Here is an 18,961-nt window from a genome sequence, read left to right on the forward strand (position 1 = left end):
ATTGTGCAGGTGCGAAGCGGCGGGGCCGCGAGGCCGCGCCTCGTGCGCTACTTCGCGCCCTTCGCCGTGCAGGAATAGACCAGCCGCTCGTTGGGACGATCGGGCAGGGCGGAGATAAGTGCGGACTGCTGTTCGCCGAGCGTGCGCGCGGCGTCGGTCACGCCGCAGGCGGGGGGCGTGTAGGACGCGCGGGCGGCGCGCGCGGCGGCAAGCGCCTCCTGTCCCAACAGGTAGCGGTCGGTGCGCAGGGTGCGGGTCTCGGGGTCGTAGGTGTTGACCGCCACCGCCGCATCGTCCTCGGCGGCGAAGACGCGTTGCCACTCGCCGCCCTGGCCGAGCCCGTATTGCGTGCGGCGGTTGACGCAGCCGTCGGCGCTCCACTCGAAGGCGACATCGTCGGTGCGCGCCGAGGTGACGCGGCTGCGCTCGGGGACGAGGGTGCAGATCAGCGCGCCCTCGGCGGAGGGGGCCGCGCCGGGGGCGGCGGGGGGTTCGCGCCCTTCCGCCTTGGCGATCGCGGCGGCGACGCGGTCCTCGATCTCGGCGAGGCCGGGGCGGGTGACCCACAGCAGCACCGCCGCCACCAGCGCCGTGCCCGCCACGCCGGCGGCGACGCGCCAGTGGGTGCGGCGGCTCTCGTCGCCGCGCCACACCAGCGCGGCATAGCCCGCCCCGATCGCCGCGATCAGCGCGATCAGGGCCAGCGCCATGCGGTTCTCGCGCGCCTCGAGCACCTCCATCTGCGCGCTCAGCCGCGCCTTTTCCCGCACCTCGCGCAGGGCCTCGGCGCGTTCGGCGAGCCGCGCGCGCGCCGCGGACTGCTCGGCCTCGAGCCGCTGGCGCTCCTCGGCGTTCAATTCGTCGATCGAGCGGCAGGGGAGGGTGTTGACGACCGGCTCGACGCCGTTGCTGGCGAGGAAGGGGAGCAGCTCGCGCAGGGAAACGGCGAAGTAGAACTCGGCATCCCCGCTGGTGGAATCGGTGCTGAAGGAGTTGACCCCGATCACCCGCCCGCAGGGGTCGAGCAGCGGCCCCCCGGAGTTGCCGCGGGCGATCGGCGCGGTGTGGAGGATCGTGTCGAACTGGCGGCTCGGGCGCACCCCGGAGAGGAAGCCGCGCGACTTGACCGGCGGCTGGGCGCGGAAGATGTCCTCCATGCCGAGCCCCTGCGCGAGGTCGACGTTCATCGGATAGCCGACCGCCGCCACCTCGCCGAGGTTCGCGACCGACCCGCCCGCCAGCGCCAGCGGGGGCAGCCGCAGCGAGCCCTTGGCGATCTCGAGCAGCGCGAGATCGTTGCGCGGGGAGACGGCGACGACGCGGGCGAAGGCGCCGCCTTCGCCTTCGGCGGGGACGATGCCGATGCGCAGCGTGTCGTCCTGGCTCGCCTCGCTCACCACGTGGGCATTGGTGACGATCCGGGTCGGCGAGACCGCGAATCCGGTGCCGTGCGAGATCGGCTCGGGCTGGCCGTTCTCGGTGCCGATGATCACCACCCGCACCACGCCGCGCGCGGCGGCGTCGACGTCGCCGGGGTCGGCGAGGGCGGCCGAGGCGAGCAGGGCGAGGAGCAGCGCGAGCGCGCCGAGGAGCCGGGTCATGCCCGCTCTATAGCCGCTTTTTCGGGCCGCGCGAGATGGGCCGCGACATTGAGCGCAAGCCGGCCGGGTGCCTTGCGGGAGGGCGGAGGCTAAACCGGGCCGACCGACCGGAGAACGAAGATGACCTACGTGATCGAGGGGCTCGACCCCGCCCCCTACCTGCCGCTTTTCGAACTCGGCGACGCCGAGCTTGCCGCGCGCGGCGCCGTGCGGATGGTCGCTGACGCGCGGCCGGGCTACCCCTGCCGCGTGTCGTTGGAGGACGCGGCTCCCGGCACCCGCATGCTGCTGCTCAATCACGTGAGCCGTCCGGCGCAGGGGCCCTACCGCGCTGCCCACGCGATCTTCGTCGGCGAGGGAGCCGCGGCGCCTGCGAGCTATGTCGACGCCGTCCCGCCGGTCTTCGCCCCGCGCGTGCTGTCCTTGCGCGGCTTCGACGCCGACGGCATGATGGTGAACGCGCTGCTTGCCCAGCCGGGCGAAGCGGACGCGGGGCTGCGGCGGCTCTTCGCCGAGCCGCGGATCGTCGAGGTCGATGTGCACAATGCGGTGCGGGGCTGCTTTGCGGCGCGGACGCGGCGGATGGAGAATGTTTCACGTGAAACATTTTGAGAACATGACCGACGACGCGCGCTGGCAGGCGGCGCTCGCCAAGGACCGGCGCTTCGACGGGGCTTTCGTCACCGGCGTCCATTCGACCGGCATCTATTGCCGCCCGAGCTGCCCTGCACGCGCTCCCCTGCGCAAGAACGTGCGCTTCTATGCGAGCCCGCAAGACGCTGAAAAGGCTGGCTTAAGGCCATGCAAGCGGTGCTCGCCCGCAACGCAAAGCGCCGAGGAGGCCTGCGTGCTCGCCGCCATCGCCGCGATCCGCGCCAGCGTCGCGGTTGGCGAGGGCGGATTGAGCCTCGAGGCGCTCGCCGACCTCACCGGCTACGCTCCCACGCACTTCCAGCGGCTCTTCAAGCGGACCGTCGGCCTCTCCCCCGCCGCCTATGCCCGCGCGTTGCGCGAAAACCGGGTGCGAGAGGCCCTTGGGGAGGGTGTGAGCGTGACTTCCGCCTGGCTAGAGGCGGGCTACGGGGGGTCTGAGGCGTTCTACGCGGCAACGAAGGGCAGGCTGGGAATGAAACCGAGCGAATGGACGAAGGGCGGCGCGGGCCGCGTGATCCACTGGAGCGTGATGGACACGACGCTTGGGCAAATGCTGGTCGCGGCGACCGACAAGGGGGTGTGCTGCCTCGCCTTCGGAGAGGGCGAGGCCGAGCTCGCGCGCCGCTTCCCGCGCGCCGAACTGGTGCCCGCGGGCGAGGCTTTCCGCGAACTCTTTGCGCAGGTCCTCGCCGCGGTCGAGCGGCCCGGCCCGGGAAGCGCGGCAATCCCGCTCGACGTCGCCGGCACCGCCTTCCAGCAGCGCGTCTGGGAGGAACTGCGCCGCATCCCCCAGGGCGAAACGCGCAGCTACGGCGAACTGGCGGCGGCACTCGGCCAGCCGGGGGCGAGCCGCGCGGTGGGCGGCGCGAACGGCGCGAACCACGTCGCGGTGCTGATCCCCTGCCACCGCGTGATCGCGAGCGATGGGACGCTGGGCGGCTATGCCTATGGGCTCGAGATCAAGCGCGAGCTGCTCAGGCGCGAGGGGCGGTGAGGGGCTGATCGCCCACCTCGTGGAACCCTGCCGGGAGCGGACAGCGCACGCCGGAGGGGGCGGTCAGAGGCGGAGCGGCGGAGCAGTGGAGCAGCGGAGCTGCCGATCGCGGTTGCTCGCCGGGGCGATCGGCGGTAGCCTCGCAGGGTGAAATTCCTCAATCTGCTCAAGTCGAACGTCCTGCTGATCGGGCTGATGCTCGGTTGGGTCCTGCTCCGCGTGCTGGAACCGCTCGACCGCGTCGAGGGATGGCTCTGCATTCTCTACGGCATGGCGATCATCGACCTCGACCGGCGACTGAACCCTGCCGCCGAGGTCCCGGTGGGACCGTGGCTGCCCTGGAACCGGATGGGCGCGGGCGAGAAGCTCGAATACTTCTTCCCTGCGATCATCGCGGCCGCCCTGGGGCTGCTCGTGATCGTGCTGGCGGTCATGATGATGGACCGATCCCTGCTCGTCGGCGGGATCATGGGTGCGATGGGGCTCGTCACGATGGGCGGCGCGGCTTGGTCGGCCCGCACCCGCTGGCAGAGGCGCTGGGCGGCGCTGGAGGGGGAGTGAGCCGGGGCCGGACTGGCGGCTGGACCCAGGCTCGGTGCGACGTGAGGGACGTACCCTCTACCGCGTCATTGCGAGCCGAAGGCGAAGCAATCCATGCGCTGACGTTCCCGCAAGCGGCACCGTTCGACCATGGATTGCCGCGTCGCCTCCGGCTCCTCGCAATGACGATTGGGGTCAATCGAGCTTCGGCGGCATCCCGGGTTCGCACCTCGCCATCGCGCGCTGGTAGGCTTCGCGCTCGCCGATCCTCTGGAGGTAGGCCTTGAGGTTGGGCAGGTGGTCGATGCCCATCCCGCTCATCGCGCGGCTCGTCGTCAGCTGGAAGCCCATCATGATGTCCGCCGTGGTGAGCTGGCTGCCGCCGAAATAGTCCGCCTCGCCGAGCCGCTTCTCGACGATGGCCCAGCCCTTCGCCACGCGGTCGGCGACGAAGAAGGGCAGCTCGCTCGCGCCCATGAACTGCGCGACGAGCGCCATCATGCCGTTGGTCATGAAGGTCGCGTTGGCCCAGTGGTAGTAGAACAGGTGGTCGGCGAAGTCGGGGTGATCTGGGCCGGGGACCAGCGGAGTGCCGGGCGCATACCTGGCGACGATGTAGTCGATGATCGCCCCGCTCTCGCCGAGCACGAAGTCGCCGTCGGTGATGACCGGCGCGATGCCCATCGGGTGGAGCGCCTTGTATTCGTCGGGCGCGAGGCGGTTGTCCGCGCGGCGGTTGTAGAGCTTGAGGTCGTATTCGAGCCCCAGCTCCTCGGCGAGCCAGACGATGCGCTCGGATTGCGACAGGCGCAGGTGGTGGATGGTCAGCATGGTGTAGGCTCTTTCGTCGATTTGTGTGCACCGAGACCTAGCCAAGCCTGCGCGCTTGCGCCATCCCTTGCGCTCTCGGCCGACTTAGGGGGATCGATCAAGCATGGACACCGCAACGCCCGTGCCGCTGCCGCTGTGGAAGCGCATCGCGGATTTCCCGCTCGCCGCGCTTGCGATCGCGCTCGGCCTCACCATCGCCATCGTGCTGGTGACCTCGCTGCCCGGGCCGCAGATGACCCGGCTGCTCGGCCCCGGCCTCGCACAGCCGATCGGCGTCGCGGTGCTGATCGCGCTGCTCGTCGTCATGCAGAAGACGGTGATGCGCCGCCTCGGCGAGCGCAAGCACGACGACCTGCCGCTTGCCGGAGCGGCGCGCGGGCTGGCGACCGGCACGATTGCGGCCTTCGTGCTGTTCGGGCTGATCGTCGCGGTCGCCGCGCTGCTCGGCGCCTACCGGATCGCGGGCTGGGGCGGGATGACAAGCTGGGTCTTCCTGCTCTTCGCCGCCGGGGTCGGGGCGGGCTTCGTCGAGGAGTTCATCTTCCGCGGCATCCTCTTCCGCTGGATCGAGGAGTTCGCGGGAAGCTGGGCGGCGCTTGGGCTGACCTCGGCGCTGTTCGGGCTCGTCCACATCGCCAATCCCGGCGCAAGCCTGTTCTCCTCCTTCGCGATCGCCGTCGAAGCGGGGCTGATGCTCGGCGGGGCCTATATGCTGACGCGCAGCCTGTGGCTGCCGATCGGCATCCACTTCGGCTGGAACGTGACGCAGGGGCTGGTGTGGGACGTGCCGGTCTCGGGCAACGAGGTCGACGGGCTGGTCGACGCGCAGCGGGTCGGCGATCCGCTCGTCACCGGCGGGTCGTTCGGGCTCGAGGCTTCGGTGATCGCGCTGGTGATCGCGGGCGCCTTCGGTGTGTGGCTGGTGTGGCGCGCGGCGCAGGCGGGCGAGGTGATGGCCCCCCGGTGGGTGCGCCGCCGGGCGGCCGCTCAGTCGGCGTAGCGCGCCCAGCCGCGGCTCGCGGGGACGAGGCTTTCGAGCACCTTGCGCGCGCTGTCGAGATACTCGGCCTGTTTCGCCTCGCCCATCTTGTCCCAGGTCGCGTAGATGCGTCCGATGCGGTGGTTGCTCTCGAGCCGCGCGCGGTTCTTCACCATGAAGTCCCAGTAGAGCGGGTTGAAGGGGCAGGCGTCGGGCCCGGTCTTCTCGGCGACCTTGTAGCGGCACTGGCCGCAGTAGTTCGACATCTTGTTGATGTAGTTGCCCGAGGCCGCATAGGGCTTGGTCGCGAGCCGCCCGCCGTCGGCATAGAGGATCATGCCCGCCACATTGGGCAACTCGACCCACTCGTAGGCGTCGGCATAGACGGCGAGATACCAGTCGGCGACCTCTTTGGGGTCGATCGCGGCGATCAGGCAGAAATTGCCGAGCACCATCAGCCGCTGGATGTGGTGCGCGTGGGCGTCCTCGCTGGTGGTGCGCACGCAGTCGGCGATGCAGCGCATGTCGGTCGCGCCGGTCCAGAAGAACTCGGGGAGCGGGCGGGTGGCGTTGAGCGCGTTCGCCTCGGCGAGGCCCGGCATGGTGTACCAGTAGAAGCCGCGGACATATTCGCGCCAGCCGATGATCTGGCGGATGAAGCCCTCGACCGAGTTCAAGGGTGCGCGTCCGGCGCGGTATTCGGCCTCGGCGCGCAGGCACAGCTCCATCGGACCCAGCAGCCCGCAGTTCATGCTGGTCGAGAGCATCGAGTGGTAGAGGTCGTCCTCCCCCGCCACCATCGCGTCCTGGTAGGGGCCGAAGAGGCTGAGGCGCCGCGCGAAGAAGGCTTCCGCGGCCTCGAGCGCCTGGGCGCGGGTGACAGGCCAGCCGAAAGGCTCGAGGTCGCCGAAATGCCCCGGGAAGCGCGCCGCGACGAGGGCGATGACCTCCTCGGTGATCGCATCGGGCGGGAACTTGGGGGCGGGGGGCGATTGCAACCCCTGCCTGGGCGGCTGGCGGTTCTCGGCATCGAGGTTCCAGATCCCGCCCGCGGGCTTGCCTGCGTCCATCAGGAGCCCGGTCTTCTTGCGCATCTCGCGGTAGAAGAACTCCATCGTCAGGTGCTGGCGCCCCTCGGCGAAGGCCCGGAAGTCGGCGTGGCTGGCGATGAAGCGCGTGTCGGGGAGGATCGAGACCGGGCAGGGGAAGCGGTCCTCCCACTCGGCTATGGCGGCCTGGACGCGCCACTCGCCGCTTTCGGTGACCCGGATCTCGCCCGGGCCGTGACGCTCGACCGCGCGGGCGACCTCGCCGGTGAAGCTGCCGGTGTTGGCGGGGTCGTCGAGCGTGACGTAGTCGACCCGCCAACCCTCGGCCCGAAGCTCCGCGGCGAAATGGCGCATCGCCGAGAAGATCAGCACGATCTTCTGCTTGTGGTGCTTCACGTATGTCGCCTCGTCCCACACCTCCATCATCAGGATCACGGCCTCGTCGGGGGTGAGGCCTGCGAGGCTCGAGAGATTGCGCGAGAGCTGGTCGCCGAGAATGGGGACGAGGATCGGACGGGTCATGGGGGGGATACGCAGGGCCCCCCGAATGGTTGCGTCAGACGAAGCTGTAAGGATCGATATCCACGCCGACCCGCACGCCGGGGGCGAATTGCACGCCGCCGATCCAGTCGCGCAGCACGGCTTGGACGTTCGCGCTGCGGCGGGCGTTGACGAGGAAGCGGTAGCGGTAGCGGCCCCTGAGCATTGCCAGCGGGGCGGGGGCGGGGCCGAGGATCTGGACGTCGGCGAGCCGAGGTCGCGCGTCGCCGAGGCGCACTGCCGCCTCGCGCGCCTCGCGCTCGTCCTCGGAGGAAAGGATGATCGCGGCCCAGCGTCCGAAGGGCGGAGCGCCCGCGTCGCGCCGGCCTTGCGTCTCGGCCGCGTAGAAGGCGTCGCGGTCGCCGTTGGCGAGCGCGGCGATGACGGGGGCATCGGGGTGGCGGGTCTGGATCAGCACCTCGCCCGGCTTGGCGCCGCGGCCCGCGCGCCCGGCGACCTGCGCGATCTGCGAGAAGGTGCGCTCGCCCGCGCGCAGGTCCCCGCCCTCGAGGCCGAGGTCGGCATCGACCACGCCCACCAGCGTCAGCTCGGGGAAGTGGAAGCCCTTGGTGACGAGCTGCGTGCCGATGATGATGTCGATCGCGCGGCCCTCGGCCATCGCGATGAACTCCGCGGCGCGCTCGGGGGTGTTGAGGGTGTCGGACGTGGCGACCGCCACCCGCGCCTCGGGGAAGAGGTCGGCGACCTCGGCGGCGATCCGCTCGACCCCCGGCCCGCAGGCGACGAGGCAGTCGGTCTCGCCGCATTCGGGGCAGGCCTCGGGCACCCGCGTCTCGAAGCCGCAATGGTGGCAGGCGAGGCGGGCGGAGAGGCGGTGCTCGACCAGCCAGGCGCTGCACGAGGGGCATTTGAAGCGGTGCCCGCAATTGCGGCACAAGGTCAGCGGCGCATAGCCGCGGCGGTTCAGGAACAGGAGCGATTGCTCGCCCCTGTCCAGCCGGTCACGCAGCGCCTCAACCAGCGGCCCCGCGAGCCAGCGCTGGCTGCCCGGCTTCTCCTCGGTGAGGTTGACGAGCCTGACAGAGGGCAGGCTCGCGCCGCCGTATCGGCTCGGCAGGTCGAGCTTCTCGTAGATGCCTTGCGCCGCCATGTGCAGGCTCTCGAGCGCCGGGGTGGCGCTCGCAAGGATCACCGGCACGCCCTCGAACCGCGCGCGCATCACCGCCACGTCGCGGGCATTGTAGCGCACTCCGTCGTCCTGCTTGAAGCTGATCTCGTGCGCTTCGTCGACGACGATCAACCCGAGCTCGGCATAGGGCAGGAACAGCGCCGAGCGCGCGCCGACCACCACCTGCGCGGAGCCGTCGGCGATCGCCCGCCACGCCCGCCGCCGCTCGGTGGACTTGAGGGAAGAGTGCCACAGCACAGGCGCCGCGCCGAAGCGGGCGGCGAAACGGGCGAGGAAGTTCTCGGTGAGCGCGATCTCGGGGAGCAGCACGAGCACCTGCCGCCCTGCCCGTATTGCTGCGGCGACGGGTTCGAAATAGGTCTCGGTCTTGCCCGATCCCGTAACCCCGTCGAGGAGGAAGGGCGCGAATGACCCCGCCTCGACCGCGCCGACCAGCCGTGCGGCGACGCGTGCCTGCGCCTCGGACAGGCGGGGCTGGTGGAAGTCGGGATCGGCGCTCGGGTAGGGGCGGTCGATGTTCACCGTGACGGGCCCGATCAACCCCGCGCCCGCCATCCCGCGCAGCACGCCCTCCGAGACGCCCGCGATGGCCGCGAGCTCGCGCATCGTGCCCTGCTCGCCCGCGAGCTTCTCGAGCGCCGTCCGGCGCTGCGCGGTCAGCCGCCCGCCCGCCTCGGCGCCGGTGAGGCGGTATTCGGTCGTCGTCGCCGGGCCCCCGAGCGCCCCGCCGCTCGCGAGCGCCATACGCGCGACGCTCGCGAGCGGGGCGCAGTAGTAGTCGGCGGTCCACTCGACGAGGCGCCGCAAGGGCTCGGGGAGCGGCGGGACGGGCACCACCTCGAGGATCGGGCGCAGGCGCTCGAAGGCGATCTCGTCGCCCGGCAGCGCTCCCGCGTCCCAGACGATCCCCATCACCCGGCGCGGGCCGAGCGGCGCGACGACGACGCTCCCCGGCGGCGCCTCGACCCCTTCGGGCAGCCGGTAGTCGAGCGCACCCAAAGCTGCGTTAAGGACAAGGAGGCGCACCCGGTTCATCGCATGGATATATGGAGAGCCCCATGGTGGAAGGGCAAGATTGGAGGCATCGACTATGACCGCAATTGTCACCCGTCCGGCCACCCGCCGCCGCTTGCTCGCGGGGGCGACGGGCCTCGGCGCGGCGCTGCTGCTCCCCGGCTGCGCCAGCACCGGCCCGGTCTTCAGCCTCGAGGAGGCGGTGCTCGCCTGCGAGAACGCCTTCGCGCGCCTCACCGCGCCGGGCGGCTACTGGGACGAGCAGGTCGCGCGCATCGGCCTCGGCGCGATGATGGGCGCGCGCGGCGACGTTCTCTCGCGCATCCTCACCTCGGCGCTGTTCAAGGAGCGGCTCGAGGAGCGCTTTGCGAGCTTCGCGATCGACGCGAGCTACCGCGCCGCCCCGGTGGTGACCGACGCGGTGCGGGTGATCGGGATCAGGAACGCCATCGACCTCGTGCGCGGCGGGCCCTCGGCAGCGAGCGCCTACCTCAGGGCCGAGGTCGGCTCGGCGCTGATCGACGCGGTCGTGCCCGAACTGGGCCGTGCGATCCGGGTGAGCCGCGATCCGCTGCTCGGCGAGGCGCTCAATGCGCTCGCGGGGGTGGACGTCGCGGCGGTCGCCGAGCGGATCGGGCGCGAGGTCGACAATGCCGTGTGGGGCGAAATCGCGCGCGAAGAGGCCGCGATCCGCGCCAACCCGCAGGCGACGCGCGACCCGGCGATCATCGCCGTCTTCGGCGCCGCCCGCGCGCTGTGAGGTGCGCTCAGAAGCGGACGGTGAAGGCAACCTGGGGGATATGGCTCACCCGCGCCGGCCGGTCGCCGCGCGGGAAGGCTACCATCCAGTAGAGCGCGGCGACATCGAACCGCTTGTCGAGGCTGTGCACGACGCTTGTCTGGAACCGCCACTGTTCGGTCGAGGCGCCTTCGCCGCGATTGCGCGATCGCATGATGCCGAGCCACTCGACGCCCGCAGTCGCGCGCCATTTCTCCGCGATCGGCTGGTTGTAGGTGAAGCGCTGGCGCAGTCGCACCTCCATGCGGTCGGCGCCGTCGAAGAAGCGCTCCTCGACCCGGGTGCGTGCGTCGATCCGGCCCAGCGAAAACACCGCCTGCTGGTGAAGCCGCACCTCGGTGAGCCCGTCGGTGTCGAACAGCATGACCGCGCCGCCGATCCGCGCGCGCCTGGCGACCTGCTCGTCGATGAGGACGCGGATCGTCTGCTGGTCCGGCCCGACCCGGTCGCTGCGCCAGCGCTGCGTGGCATCGACCGTCAGTGTCGTCGTCTTGCCGATCGGCCCCGTGACGAAGGTGTTGAGCCAGAATTGCGTGTCTTCTTCCGTCGCCGATGCTTTGGATGGTTGCCAAGCCGCAGCGAGGGCGGCAAGCAGCATCGCACATCTGATCGGCCCGAGCGTCATGCCCGCCTCCTAGGCTCTGCAGCTACGCTCTGGCTACCCGCAAAGTCTGGAGTGAACCCATGAAATTCTTCGTCGACACCGCCGAGATCGACGCGATCCGCGACCTCGCCGCGACCGGTCTGCTCGACGGGGTGACGACCAACCCCTCGCTGATCGCCAAGTCGGGGCGCGACTTCAAGGAGGTGACCGCCGAGATCTGCAAGCTCGTCGACGGCCCGGTCAGCGCCGAGGTGGTCGCGCTCGATCACGCCACCATGATGCGCGAGGCCGAGGTGCTGCGGAAGATCGCCGACAACGTGTGCATCAAGGTGCCGCTCACTCCCGACGGGCTCAAGACCTGCAAGGCGCTCTCCTCCGAGGGCACGATGGTCAACGTCACGCTGTGCTTCTCGGCGAACCAGGCGCTGCTCGCGGCTAAGGCCGGGGCGACCTTCGTCTCGCCCTTCGTCGGGCGACACGACGACAACGGCTTCGACGGGATGGAGCTGATCGAGGACATCCGCCTCATCTACGACAATTACGACTTCGCGACCGAAATCCTCGTGGCGAGCGTGCGGCATACCACCCATGTGCTCCAGGCCGCCAAGATCGGCGCCGACGTCATGACCGCGCCGCCGGCGGTGATCCACGCGCTGTTCAAGCACGTGCTCACCGACAAGGGGATCGAGGGCTTCATGGCCGACTGGGCGAAGACGGGCCAGTCGATCCTGTAAAGCCATGGCCGACCAGTCCCCGCTCGATCTGTTCAAGCAGGCGCTCACCGGCGCATCGCGGGCAATCGCGCGCGATGCCGAGGTCGAGGTCGCGTGGAGCGCCGATGTGCCCGGCTCTGCGGGCAACCGCTTCCGCGTGCCGCTGCCCGGGCGCGATCTGCCGGCCGATCAGGTCACCGAGGCGCGCGGCTTTGCCGACAGCTTCGCCTTGAAGCTGCGCCATCACGACGCCGCGCTCCACGCCAGGTCCGCGCCGCCCGAGCCGGTCGCGCGGGCCTGCTACGATGCGATCGAGCAGGTCCGCTACGAGGCACTCGGCGCCAACCGCTTCGGCGGGATCAAGGCCAATCTCGACGCCGCGACCGAGATGCGCACCGCGGGCGACAAGATCGTGCGCGCGCAGAACTCGGCCGAGGTCCCCTTGCAGACCGCGCTCGCGCTGCTGGTGCGCGAGGCGCTGACCGGCGAGCCGGTGCCCGAGCGCGCGCGCGGCGGGATCGAGCTGGTGCGCGACTTCCTCGAGGAGAAGGTCGGCGGCGACTTCGCCGGCCTCGCCGAGCAGATCGCCGACCAGGAGGCCTTCCAGAAGCTCGCGCTCGACATGCTGCGCGAGCTCGATCTCACCCGTCCGACCGACGCCCCCGACGAGACCGACAGCGACGAGCCCGACGAGGAGGACGGCCCCGACGACAGCGAGGGCGAGGACGACAACCAGGGCGAGGGCGACCCGCAATCCGCCGAAATGGCCGGCGACATGGCCGAGGGCGAGGGCGAGGGCGATCAGTCCTCCGAGACCGAGACCGACAGCGAGATGTCGGAGGGCGATCCGGGCGACGAGGGCGACGCCTCGAACGCCCCCGTCCGCCCCAACCGCCCGCAGGCCGAGATCCCGCCGAGCGTCGAATACAAGGCCTTCACCACCCGCTTCGACGAGGAGGTCGCCGCCCCCGACCTGTGCGACGCCGAGGAATTGGACAGGCTGCGCGCCTATCTCGACAGCCAGCTGACCGGCCTTCAGGGCGTGGTGACGCGCCTCGCCAACCGCCTGCAGCGCCGCCTGATGGCGCAGCAGAACCGCAGCTGGGACTTCGACCAGGAGGAAGGCGTCCTGGACGCCGCGCGCCTCAGCCGCGTGATCGTCTCGCCGGGCACGGCGCTCTCCTACAAGGTCGAGCGCGACGTCGAGTTCAAGGACACGATCGTCACGCTGCTGATCGACAATTCGGGCTCGATGAGGGGCCGTCCGATCTCCATCGCCGCGATCAGCGCCGACATTCTGGCAAGGACGCTCGAGCGCTGCGGGGTCAAGACCGAGATTTTGGGCTTCACCACCCGCGCGTGGAAGGGCGGACAGTCGCGGGAGGCGTGGCTCGCCGACGGCAAGCCTCCCAACCCCGGGCGCCTCAACGACCTGCGCCACATCGTCTACAAGCAGGCCGACGAGCCCTGGCGCCGCGCGCGCCGCAATCTCGGGCTGATGATGCGCGAGGGGCTGCTGAAGGAGAACATCGACGGCGAGGCGCTGATCTGGGCGCACTCGCGGCTGCTCTACCGCCCCGAGGAACGCCGCATCCTGATGGTGATCTCCGACGGCGCGCCGGTCGACGATTCGACCCTCAGCGTGAACAGCGCGGGCTATCTCGAGGCGCATCTGCGCTCCGTGATCGAGTGGATCGAGAAGGTCTCCCCGGTCCAGCTCGTCGCCATCGGCATCGGCCACGACGTCACCCGCTATTACCGCCGCGCGGTGACGATCATGGACGTCGAGCAATTGGGCGGCACGATCATGGAACAGCTCGCGGAACTGTTCGAGGACGAGAAGGGCGGCAAGGCGCGGCGCTAGGTCAGCCCGGGCGCTCCGGTCCTTGTCGCGATTCCGCCAGCACTCGCCGGATGGCCCGGAACAGCGCCCCTGTATCCCTGCTCTAGTCACCCGCCCGCACTGCCGCGGGGCCGACCAGGAGCATCATATGGCCATCAAGTTCGCCGCCACCATGAACGCCATCAACAAGGGCCTCGACGACGTCAAACCCCAGCGCGGGGCGACGATGATCGAGGATTGGGAGACCGCCCTCGCCGAGACCGACGTGCCGGGGTCCAAGGGCATCGCCCGCGATCTCGCCTCGCTCAGAAAGCAGCTCGAGAAGGACCAGCCCGACGGCGAGCGCATCGCGGCGCTGCTCCACCGCCTCGGCGAGGCGACGGTCAGGATTTCCGAGCGCGCCGAGAAGAACCAGGACAAGCTCAAGCAGCTCGGCGAGGCCCTCACCGAGGCGGGCGACGAGGATGTCGACGAGCCCGAGGACACCGAAGCCGCCGCCGCTCCCAGGCGCCGCGGCTCGCGCCCGGCGAAGAAATGACCGCCCCGCAACCGCCTGCGACGATTGGTTGCACTTTGCCGTTGACCCGAACGCGCGCTTGATCGATGTCTGGCCCCGCAAGCCAATCAGGCAGGGGCGCAACGCTTGTTTTCTTCGCTATTCGTGCTGCTTATGCAGCCCGTCGCGGCCGCCGAGCCCGCGTCCGCAGAGCCTGCGCCGGAAGCGGTCGCCGCCCCTGCGAGCGAGGTTCCTCCCGAGGCCCCCGCACCCGCGGACGATGCGCTGCTCCTCCCCAAGGCCACGCCGATCGTGATCGCGATCGACCAGGCGCTGGGCTCCAAGATCAGCGTGGCGGGGGAGACCTTCCCGATCCGCCTCGTCCAGCCGGTGGTGGTGGACGGGATCGAGGTGCTGCCCGCCGGGATCAGGGGCGAGGGGCAGGTCGTCCACGCCAAGAAGGCGGGCATCGGGGGGGCTGCCGGCGAGCTGGTGCTCGCCGCGCGCTGGCTCGAGCATGACGGACGCCGCATTCCGCTGCGCAGCTTCCGCTTCCTCGCGGAAGGGGAACTGTCGCTCAGCAAGGGCGTCGACAACGTCGGTGCGGTCAACGCGACGATGGCGATCGTGAGCCCGCTGGCCATTTTCATCGGCGGCGGCAACACCAATGTCCCGCCCGGCACCGTCGCCGGCGCCAAGACTCGCGACGACGAGCGCTTCGCGCGCTCCGCGCCCGCGGCGGATGCACCGTCCGGGGATCAGGCTTCACAACAGGAGGGACCCGAATGAACAAGTATTTCGCCGCCATCGCGCTCGCCGTGGCGGCTCCGTTCGCGCTGACCGCCGCCGCCCCCGCGGCGCTCGCGCAGCAGGCCGACGCCGAGCTCAAGATCCCGCCGCCGCCGCCGGGCAAGGGGCAGGTCCTGTTCTACCGCACCGGCGGCCTCAGCGGCGCGGCGCTCGGCTGCGCGGTGTTCGACGTGGGCGCGGCCGACAAGCTGAGCTCGCTGGGTGCGGGCAAGTACTTCATCCTCGTGTCCGAACCGGGCCCGCGCAGCTTCACCGTCAAGTCGCTCGAGACCAAGGACGCGCTCACGCTCGAGATCGAGCCCGACGAGACCCAGTTCGTGCGCTGCAAGATCAAGGCCGGCTTCATGTCGGGCCGCGCCGACATCGCGCCGAGCACCGAGAAGGAGTTCCGCGAGAAGCACAAGAACCCCAAGCTCGTCGACGCCGAGGACATGTCCGACGCCGTGCGCGCGACCAACTACCCGGGCAAGTAAGTCCGACATCGGCGCGCCCGGGTGCCGCCACGGCGGTGCCCGGGCGACGCTCGCCGGGCTGCCAGTTTCGCGAGGGCGATGTTCAGGGGTTGCATTTCGCAACTGGGTTGGCGCATGGATCGGGTCCACGCATTGGGGAACTCCGACAATGAACGTCACCGAAGCCGTCACCACCCGCCGCTCGATCCGCGCCTTTCTCGACAAGCCGGTCGATCTTGCCACGCTCACCCGCGTGATGGACAAGGCGCGCTGGGCGGCCTCGGGGTGCAACTACCAGCCGTGGGAGGCGAGCATCGTCACCGGGCAGGCATTGAAGGACCTCCAGGCCAGGATCACCACCACCCCGCCGCAGCAGGCCGAATACGACTGGACCGCGCCCGGGCAGGAGCCCGCCTACACCGCGCGGCTCCACGGCGTCTCGGCAGGGATGTTCGGCGCGATGGGCATCGCCCGCGAGGACGGGGCGGGCCGCATGGCGGCGATGATGAAGAACGCCACCAGCTTCGATGCGCCCGCGGTGATGTTCGTCTATTTTCCGCGCCTCATGAAGGAGCCGCAGTGGTCGGACACCGGCATGTGGCTCGCGACGGTCGCGCTGCTGCTGCGCGAAGAGGGGCTCGATTCCTGCTTCCAGGAATACATGGCGCTCTATGCCAACGTGATCCGCGACTTCCTCGGGCTCGATCACGAACGCTATATGTTCTTCTGCGGCATGGCGATCGGCTACCGCGACCCGCAGGCGCCGGTGAACAATTTCGAACGCGAGCGCGTGCCGCTCGCGGAGCACGTGCGCTTCATCGGCTTCGAATGAGCCCGCTTGCGCGAGGGTGAGGGAATGGGGCAAAGGCCCCGCCCATGACCGACGCGCCTTTGAAGCTGTTCAACTCGCTCACCCGCTCGCTCGAGGTGTTCGAGCCCGTCCACCCGGGCGTTCCCGGTGACCCGGCGAGCCCCCCGGAGGCGCGCGTCTACACGTGCGGGCCGACGGTCTACAACTACCAGCATATCGGCAACATGCGCGCCTATGTGTTCGCCGATACGCTGGGGCGCGCTCTCCAGTGGAAGGGCTACAGGCTCACCCACGTGGTCAACATCACCGATGTCGGCCACCTCACCTCGGACGCGGACGAGGGCGAGGACAAGATGGAGAAGATGGCCGCGCGCGAGGGCAAGAGCGCGTGGGACATCGCGCGCTACTACCAGGCCGATTTCGAGGCCGACCTTGCGCGCCTCAATGTCCAGCCGAAACAGCACCCGCGCGCGACCGAGTATGTCGCGGCGATGATCGACTGGGGCAAGTCGATCGCCGACAAGCACTGCTACGAGCTCGACAGCGGGCTCTACTTCGACGTCTCCACCGTCGCCGATTATGGCCGACTGGCGCGCGCCCAGACCGATGATGGCGAGAGCCGCATCGGCGATGTCGAGGGCAAGCGCAACGCCGCCGACTTCGCGATCTGGCGCAGGACCCCGCCGGGCGAGACCCGCCAGATGGAATGGGATTCGCCGTGGGGTCGGGGCGCGCCGGGGTGGCACCTCGAATGCTCGGTAATGGGCGAGGCGCTCTTGGGCTTTCCCTTCGACATCCACACCGGCGGGATCGATCACCGCGAGATCCACCACCCCAACGAGATCGCGCAAAACCAGGCCTATTGCTGCACCAACGGGCTGGACGACCCGAGGAACTCGGGCGCCAAGATCTGGATGCACAACAACTTCCTCGTCGAACGCTCGGGGAAGATGAGCAAGTCCTCGGGCGAGTTCCTGCGGCTGCAATTGCTGGTCGACCGGGGCTATCACCCGCTTGCCTACCGGATGATGTGCCTGCAGGCGCATTACCGCTCCGAGCTCGAGTTCAGCTGGGAGGGGCTGGGGGCCGCGCTGACGCGGTTGAAGCGGATGGTGATGGCCTACCAAAACGCTAAGGCGAAGGCCGAAGGTGTCTGGATTGCTCGGGCACTACCGGAGCAACTGGAAAAGCTTCGAATTGCCTTCGATGCCGCGATTGCCGAAGACCTGAACACGCCCGAGGCGCTCGTCGTGCTGGAGCAGGTCCTCTCGCTCAAGAAGGTGGACAGTTCGGCAATCGTCGCTTGGGCGACCGCTTTCGATAGCGTGCTTGGATTGGGCTTGGCGGACCTCACCCGCGCCGACCTGCGCCTCCGCCCCAAGGCCGCGACCATCACCGAGGTCGAGATCGAAGCCGCGCTCGCCCGGCGCAAGGAGGCGCGCGCCGCCAAGGACTTCGCCGCCTCGGATGCGATCCGCGACGAGCTCGCAGGCCAGGGCGTCGAGGTGATGGACGGCGATCCGCTCGGCTGGGAGTGGAAGCTCTCCTAAACCTTGATCTCGTCATTGCGAGCCGAAGGCGAAGAAATCCATGGTCCGACCTTCCGGCTGGTGTCGGGTCCATGGGTTGCCACGTCGCCTTCGGCTCCTCGCAATGACGAGGATGGGCGGAAAGGTGGACACGGGCAGAGGTCGCCGCTAGACCGGTTGCATGCTGCAACCTATCCTTTGGCTGATCCTCGCCGCGATCCACGCCACCCCCGCGCTCGCCTTTGTTCGGCCCGCGACGCTGACCGCGCTCTACCGCATCCCGCCGGACAGCCCGCTGTTCCTGCTGATGCAGCACCGAGCCGGGCTGTTCCTCGCCGTCTTCGTCGCCTGCCTCTGGGCGGCGTTCGTGCCCGAGGGGCGGCGGCTCGCGGTGCTGGTCGTGGGCATCAGCATGGTGAGTTTCCTGTTCCTCTGGTGGCAGGCCGGATCGCCCCCGGCGCTGAAGCGCATCGCACTTGTGGACCTTGCCGGCCTGCCAGCTTTGGCAGGGGTGGCGTGGCTCGCTTTCCGGCAGTAACCCTCGCGCCATGACCATTCTCGCGATCTCCGGCCTCATCCGCCCCATGCTCGAACCGCGCCTGCCGCAAGGCCTCGATGTGCGCTGGTTCATGACCCACGAGGAGGCGCTCGCGGCCGTCGCCGATGCCGAGATCGGCTGGTTCGACATGAACGACAAGGCGGCGATGGCCGAGACGCTGGTGGCGGCGAAGAAGCTGAAGTGGCTGAATTCGATCTATGCGGGCCTCGATTTCCTGCCGATGGACGTGCTGATCGAGCGCGGGATCACTGTCACCAACGGAGCCGGGATCAACGCCGTCACCATCGCCGAATACATCGTGATGGGGATGCTCAACATCGCCAAGGGCTACCGCGAGGTGATGCGCGCGGCCGAGCGGCGCGAGTGGCTGTTCGACAGCCCCGGCAAGCGCGAGCTGGCGGGCTCGAAGGCGCTGCTGCTCGGCTATGGCGCGATCGGCAAGGCGGTCGCCCCGCGCCTCGCGGCTTTCGAGGTGGACGTGACGGTGGTGCGCCGCTCGCCCGGCGCGAACACGCTCGGCCCCGACGAATGGCGCGCGCGGCTCGGCGACTTCGATTGGGTGATCCTAGCGGTCCCTGCCACGCCCGAAACCGAGGGGATGATCGGGGCGGCGGAGCTGGCGGCGATGAAGGCCGACGCGGTGATCCTCAACTTCGCGCGCGGCTCGGTGATCGACCAGCCGGCGCTGGTCGAGGCGCTCCAGACCAAGCGGATCGGCGGCGCCTTCCTCGACGTCACCACTCCCGAGCCGCTCCCCGCCGACGACCCGCTCTGGGCGCTCGACAACGCCCACATCTCGATGCACCTGTCGGGCCGCGCGCAGGACAAGATGTTCGTTCGCAGCGCCGACCGCTTCTTGGCCAACCTCGACGCCTGGCTCAAGGGCGAGCCCATCGCCCCGGTCTTCGATCCGCGCCTCGGCTACTGACGGGTCGGTTGCGCCGCCGCGCTTTTCTGCAATACTCTCCGCGCGTGACCGCCGATCATCGGGCG

At 69.8% G+C, this 18,961-nt stretch carries 19 protein-coding genes; 14 read left to right on the forward strand and 5 right to left on the reverse strand.

What is annotated here, in order from left to right; genetic code table 11:
• Positions 1 to 47 precede the first annotated feature (47 nt).
• Complete coding sequence (locus ACLBKU_RS15335) at positions 48 to 1,601, reverse strand: serine protease (protein WP_410180429.1); 1,554 nt, start codon at positions 1,599 to 1,601, stop codon at positions 48 to 50.
• A gap of 120 nt (positions 1,602 to 1,721) precedes the next feature.
• On the opposite strand from ACLBKU_RS15335, the gene ACLBKU_RS15340 reads away from it, so the two are divergent.
• The 3 genes from ACLBKU_RS15340 to ACLBKU_RS15350 all read left to right on the forward strand — a co-directional run bounded on the left by ACLBKU_RS15340 (position 1,722) and on the right by ACLBKU_RS15350 (position 3,810).
• The gene (locus ACLBKU_RS15340) at positions 1,722 to 2,213 is read left to right on the forward strand and encodes a DUF1203 domain-containing protein (RefSeq protein WP_410180430.1); all 492 of its coding nucleotides are present in this window, start codon (positions 1,722 to 1,724) and stop codon (positions 2,211 to 2,213) included.
• Between the two features lie 4 nt (positions 2,214 to 2,217).
• Positions 2,218 to 3,249 carry a bifunctional DNA-binding transcriptional regulator/O6-methylguanine-DNA methyltransferase Ada gene (ada, locus tag ACLBKU_RS15345; protein WP_410180562.1) on the forward strand — a complete coding sequence of 344 codons (1,032 nt, stop codon included), beginning with the start codon at positions 2,218 to 2,220 and terminating at the stop codon, positions 3,247 to 3,249.
• A gap of 147 nt (positions 3,250 to 3,396) precedes the next feature.
• On the forward strand, positions 3,397 to 3,810 hold the full coding sequence (locus ACLBKU_RS15350) for a hypothetical protein (protein WP_410180431.1): 414 nt from the start codon (positions 3,397 to 3,399) through the stop codon (positions 3,808 to 3,810).
• Positions 3,811 to 3,984: 174 nt separating this feature from the next.
• On the opposite strand, the gene ACLBKU_RS15355 is transcribed toward ACLBKU_RS15350, so the two are convergent.
• Positions 3,985 to 4,620, reverse strand: coding sequence for a glutathione S-transferase family protein (locus tag ACLBKU_RS15355; protein ID WP_410180432.1), 636 nt, complete (start codon positions 4,618 to 4,620; stop codon positions 3,985 to 3,987).
• Positions 4,621 to 4,723: 103 nt separating this feature from the next.
• On the opposite strand from ACLBKU_RS15355, the gene ACLBKU_RS15360 reads away from it, so the two are divergent.
• Positions 4,724 to 5,620 carry a CPBP family intramembrane glutamic endopeptidase gene (locus tag ACLBKU_RS15360; protein ID WP_410180433.1) on the forward strand — a complete coding sequence of 299 codons (897 nt, stop codon included), beginning with the start codon at positions 4,724 to 4,726 and terminating at the stop codon, positions 5,618 to 5,620.
• On the opposite strand, the gene ACLBKU_RS15365 is transcribed toward ACLBKU_RS15360, so the two are convergent.
• A complete protein-coding gene (locus tag ACLBKU_RS15365) occupies positions 5,608 to 7,170 on the reverse strand; it encodes a cryptochrome/photolyase family protein (RefSeq protein ID WP_410180434.1) in 1,563 nt (520 codons plus the stop codon). The genes ACLBKU_RS15360 and ACLBKU_RS15365 overlap by 13 nt on opposite strands.
• Positions 7,171 to 7,204: 34 nt before the next feature.
• Positions 7,205 to 9,373, reverse strand: coding sequence for a primosomal protein N' (locus ACLBKU_RS15370; protein WP_410180435.1), 2,169 nt, complete (start codon positions 9,371 to 9,373; stop codon positions 7,205 to 7,207).
• A gap of 55 nt (positions 9,374 to 9,428) precedes the next feature.
• Between ACLBKU_RS15370 and ACLBKU_RS15375 the strand changes: the two genes are divergently transcribed.
• Entirely contained in the window at positions 9,429 to 10,112 is a 684-nt protein-coding gene (locus ACLBKU_RS15375) for a DUF4197 domain-containing protein (protein WP_410180436.1), read from the forward strand.
• A 7-nt stretch (positions 10,113 to 10,119) separates the two neighbouring features.
• On the opposite strand, the gene ACLBKU_RS15380 is transcribed toward ACLBKU_RS15375, so the two are convergent.
• Entirely contained in the window at positions 10,120 to 10,776 is a 657-nt protein-coding gene (locus ACLBKU_RS15380) for a DUF2490 domain-containing protein (protein WP_410180437.1), read from the reverse strand.
• Positions 10,777 to 10,835: 59 nt separating this feature from the next.
• Here ACLBKU_RS15380 and fsa point away from each other — a divergent pair, with 59 nt between their 5' ends.
• The 9 genes from fsa to ACLBKU_RS15425 all read left to right on the forward strand — a co-directional run bounded on the left by fsa (position 10,836) and on the right by ACLBKU_RS15425 (position 18,896).
• Complete coding sequence (gene fsa, locus ACLBKU_RS15385; protein WP_410180438.1) at positions 10,836 to 11,489, forward strand: fructose-6-phosphate aldolase; 654 nt, start codon at positions 10,836 to 10,838, stop codon at positions 11,487 to 11,489.
• 4 nt (positions 11,490 to 11,493) lie between these two features.
• Positions 11,494 to 13,332, forward strand: coding sequence for a cobaltochelatase subunit CobT (cobT, locus tag ACLBKU_RS15390; RefSeq protein WP_410180439.1), 1,839 nt, complete (start codon positions 11,494 to 11,496; stop codon positions 13,330 to 13,332).
• Between the two features lie 127 nt (positions 13,333 to 13,459).
• Positions 13,460 to 13,849, forward strand: coding sequence for a hypothetical protein (locus tag ACLBKU_RS15395; RefSeq protein ID WP_410180440.1), 390 nt, complete (start codon positions 13,460 to 13,462; stop codon positions 13,847 to 13,849).
• A 123-nt stretch (positions 13,850 to 13,972) separates the two neighbouring features.
• On the forward strand, positions 13,973 to 14,596 hold the full coding sequence (locus tag ACLBKU_RS15400) for a hypothetical protein (RefSeq protein WP_410180441.1): 624 nt from the start codon (positions 13,973 to 13,975) through the stop codon (positions 14,594 to 14,596).
• A complete protein-coding gene (locus ACLBKU_RS15405) occupies positions 14,593 to 15,090 on the forward strand; it encodes a hypothetical protein (RefSeq protein ID WP_410180442.1) in 498 nt (165 codons plus the stop codon). Before ACLBKU_RS15400 ends, ACLBKU_RS15405 begins: the two co-directional genes overlap by 4 nt.
• A 148-nt stretch (positions 15,091 to 15,238) precedes the next feature.
• Positions 15,239 to 15,901 carry a nitroreductase gene (locus ACLBKU_RS15410; protein WP_410180443.1) on the forward strand — a complete coding sequence of 221 codons (663 nt, stop codon included), beginning with the start codon at positions 15,239 to 15,241 and terminating at the stop codon, positions 15,899 to 15,901.
• Positions 15,902 to 15,945: 44 nt separating this feature from the next.
• A complete protein-coding gene (cysS, locus tag ACLBKU_RS15415; RefSeq protein ID WP_410180444.1) occupies positions 15,946 to 17,430 on the forward strand; it encodes a cysteine--tRNA ligase in 1,485 nt (494 codons plus the stop codon).
• 160 nt (positions 17,431 to 17,590) lie between these two features.
• Positions 17,591 to 17,947 (forward strand): hypothetical protein, encoded by a 357-nt coding sequence (locus ACLBKU_RS15420; protein ID WP_410180445.1) that lies wholly within the window; start codon positions 17,591 to 17,593, stop codon positions 17,945 to 17,947.
• Positions 17,948 to 17,957: 10 nt separating this feature from the next.
• Positions 17,958 to 18,896: a D-2-hydroxyacid dehydrogenase gene (locus ACLBKU_RS15425; protein ID WP_410180446.1), complete on the forward strand. Its 939-nt coding sequence runs from the start codon at positions 17,958 to 17,960 to the stop codon at positions 18,894 to 18,896.
• The last annotated feature ends 65 nt before the right edge of the window (positions 18,897 to 18,961 follow it).

The sequence above is a fragment of the Erythrobacter sp. NE805 genome, from assembly GCF_046452355.1.
In the GTDB taxonomy this organism is placed as follows: Bacteria; Pseudomonadota; Alphaproteobacteria; order Sphingomonadales; family Sphingomonadaceae; genus Erythrobacter.

Excerpts from the sequence above, each read along its gene's own strand:
- cobT (WP_410180439.1), top strand. The coding sequence starts at position 11,494 with ATGGCCGACCAGTCCCCGCTCGATCTGTTCAAGCAGGCGCTCACCGGC.
- ACLBKU_RS15360 (WP_410180433.1), top strand. The coding sequence starts at position 4,724 with ATGGACACCGCAACGCCCGTGCCGCTGCCGCTGTGGAAGCGCATCGCG.
- ACLBKU_RS15340 (WP_410180430.1), top strand. The coding sequence starts at position 1,722 with ATGACCTACGTGATCGAGGGGCTCGACCCCGCCCCCTACCTGCCGCTT.
- fsa (WP_410180438.1), top strand. The coding sequence starts at position 10,836 with ATGAAATTCTTCGTCGACACCGCCGAGATCGACGCGATCCGCGACCTC.
- ACLBKU_RS15365 (WP_410180434.1), bottom strand. The coding sequence starts at position 7,170 with ATGACCCGTCCGATCCTCGTCCCCATTCTCGGCGACCAGCTCTCGCGC.
- ACLBKU_RS15375 (WP_410180436.1), top strand. The coding sequence starts at position 9,429 with ATGACCGCAATTGTCACCCGTCCGGCCACCCGCCGCCGCTTGCTCGCG.
- ACLBKU_RS15420 (WP_410180445.1), top strand. The coding sequence starts at position 17,591 with ATGCTGCAACCTATCCTTTGGCTGATCCTCGCCGCGATCCACGCCACC.
- ACLBKU_RS15370 (WP_410180435.1), bottom strand. The coding sequence starts at position 9,373 with ATGAACCGGGTGCGCCTCCTTGTCCTTAACGCAGCTTTGGGTGCGCTC.
- ACLBKU_RS15380 (WP_410180437.1), bottom strand. The coding sequence starts at position 10,776 with ATGACGCTCGGGCCGATCAGATGTGCGATGCTGCTTGCCGCCCTCGCT.
- cysS (WP_410180444.1), top strand. The coding sequence starts at position 15,946 with ATGACCGACGCGCCTTTGAAGCTGTTCAACTCGCTCACCCGCTCGCTC.
- ACLBKU_RS15410 (WP_410180443.1), top strand. The coding sequence starts at position 15,239 with ATGAACGTCACCGAAGCCGTCACCACCCGCCGCTCGATCCGCGCCTTT.
- ACLBKU_RS15405 (WP_410180442.1), top strand. The coding sequence starts at position 14,593 with ATGAACAAGTATTTCGCCGCCATCGCGCTCGCCGTGGCGGCTCCGTTC.
- ACLBKU_RS15395 (WP_410180440.1), top strand. The coding sequence starts at position 13,460 with ATGGCCATCAAGTTCGCCGCCACCATGAACGCCATCAACAAGGGCCTC.
- ACLBKU_RS15335 (WP_410180429.1), bottom strand. The coding sequence starts at position 1,601 with ATGACCCGGCTCCTCGGCGCGCTCGCGCTGCTCCTCGCCCTGCTCGCC.
- ACLBKU_RS15425 (WP_410180446.1), top strand. The coding sequence starts at position 17,958 with ATGACCATTCTCGCGATCTCCGGCCTCATCCGCCCCATGCTCGAACCG.
- ada (WP_410180562.1), top strand. The coding sequence starts at position 2,218 with ATGACCGACGACGCGCGCTGGCAGGCGGCGCTCGCCAAGGACCGGCGC.
- ACLBKU_RS15355 (WP_410180432.1), bottom strand. The coding sequence starts at position 4,620 with ATGCTGACCATCCACCACCTGCGCCTGTCGCAATCCGAGCGCATCGTC.